The sequence below is a fragment of the Oceanobacter sp. 1_MG-2023 genome, assembly GCF_030689025.1.
GTDB lineage: Bacteria > Pseudomonadota > Gammaproteobacteria > Pseudomonadales > Oceanobacteraceae > Oceanobacter.
The window spans coordinates 1-1,906 of sequence record NZ_JAUYWA010000057.1 but is presented as its reverse complement, the minus strand read 5'-3'; the positions used below and the strand labels follow the sequence as shown (position 1 = coordinate 1,906).

Sequence of the window (1,906 nt, the reverse complement as noted above, 5' to 3'; positions counted from 1 at the left end):
GAATTCAGGAGAAAAGGAACGTCGCTTGCTGGTCATCAGACACCTCGTTTATGGTGGCGATATTACCACCTACGTTGGTGTCCGGAATCATTGAACCACTACATATAACCAACCCGGTACGACAGTCAGCTCTTCGCTGCTTTTCGGAAAATCCCGGGTGCCGAGTGGTTAACGGACAAGCGGTGGGTAAAAACCCAGTAACAGGGAGACGGATTACACATGAACGAATTTACCGCTGAAGAGTTACTGGAGCAGCTGCAACTGCTGGATGAATGCACGCGTATTGAAGCCAAGCGCGGCTCAGACATTGGCAGTTCCGTGATGCAAACTATCTGCGCCTTTGCTAACGAGCCGGGCCTGGGTGGAGGTTACCTGCTGTTGGGGGTATCGGAGCCAGACCAACAGCACGACCGGTTTTATGTGTGCGGTGTCAGCAATACCGATCAGCTGTTAGGGCAGTTGCAAAACAACTGCCGTGAACAGTTTGAGCAGAGTATCCCTGTGTCTGCAGAAGTTGTTCAGCTTGAAGGAAAAACCTTGATTCTGGTCTTTGTGGCCGAGTTGGAGCCAGCAGCCAAACCCAGTACTTTCAAGGGTAAATTCGATAGCAAGAACAAGCGCAAAACCGGTGTCTGGCGGCGCGGTCTGAACGGCGATTACGAATGTACCCAGTCCGAGCTGGAACCTTTACTGCTGGCCAAAAGTGGCTTGGGTTTTGAGCAGGTAATTCTGCCTGATGCCGAATGGGATGACCTCGATCCGGATGTAATTGCACTGTATCGCCAGTTGCGTGCGCGTGTGCGTCCTTATGCTGAGGAGTTACAGGCTAACGATCAAGAGATGCTGCGGGCACTGAATCTGGTCAAGAAACAAAACGGCGAGTGGCTGCCGAATGTGGCAGGTTTGTTAATGATGGGAAAACCGTTGGCACTGCGCCGCTTGTTGCCGTCGGTGCGGGTTGATTACGTTCGCAGCAGTGGCGTTCAATGGGTTGAAGACCCGGAACAGCGGTTTCAGACTACACTGGATCTGCGTGGACCCTTGCTGCGTCTGATTCCCAAACTGGAAGCCGCCATTCTGGATGATCTGCCCAAACACTTTCGTCTACCGGAAGGCAGTACCCAGCGCAGTGATCAGCCACTGTTACCGCAAAAGGTTGTTCGGGAAGCCGTAGTAAACGCCCTGATGCATCGGGATTATCAGGTGCAGCAGCCCATTCTGGTGGTGCGCTACAGTAACCGTATCGACATCCGTAACGCAGGATATTCACTCAAACCAGAAGCCATGTTAGGTGAAATGGGTTCAAAGCTGAGAAACCCTGTGATTGCTGCCGTGTTATACGATCTGAGTTTTGCGGAGACCAAAGGCTCCGGGATTCGTACCATGCGTAATCTGCTGCAGCAGGTTGGATTGACAGCTCCGGTATTCTCCAGCCATGTGATTGCCAATGAGTTTCAGGCTACATACCTGCTGCATCACCTGTTGGGTGAAGACCAGCTGGCGTGGCTTAGCCAGTTCAAACAGCTGCAACTGACGAATGATGAAGCCAGAGCCCTGATTCTGTCGAAGGAAACCGGTGCGGTCGATAACGCTGGTCTGCGTGCTGTAACCGGGCTGGATACATTGGCGGCCAGTCAGGTGCTAGGTAGGTTGCATCATCAGCATTGCTTGTTGGTGAAGGGAGGCGCAGGACCAGCAACCTATTATCAGCTGGCTGATTGGACATCTGATGCTGATGAATTGTCTCTATTTGGAAGTCAGGAAGCGGCAAATACAAGTGACCTCGAGGCAAATACAAGTGACCTCGGGGCAAATACAAGTGACCTCGAGGCAAATACAAGTGACCTCGAGGCAAATACAAGTGACCTCGGGGCAAATACAAGTGACCTCGAGGCAAATACAAGTG

The 1,906-nt window shown here is 52.0% G+C and carries 1 protein-coding gene; it reads left to right on the top strand.

What is annotated here, in order from left to right; genetic code table 11:
• Nucleotides 1–219: 219 nt before the first annotated feature.
• The coding region (locus Q8W22_RS16590) for an RNA-binding domain-containing protein (RefSeq protein ID WP_305453113.1) at nucleotides 220–1,906 on the top strand (1,687 nt) is incomplete at its 3' end.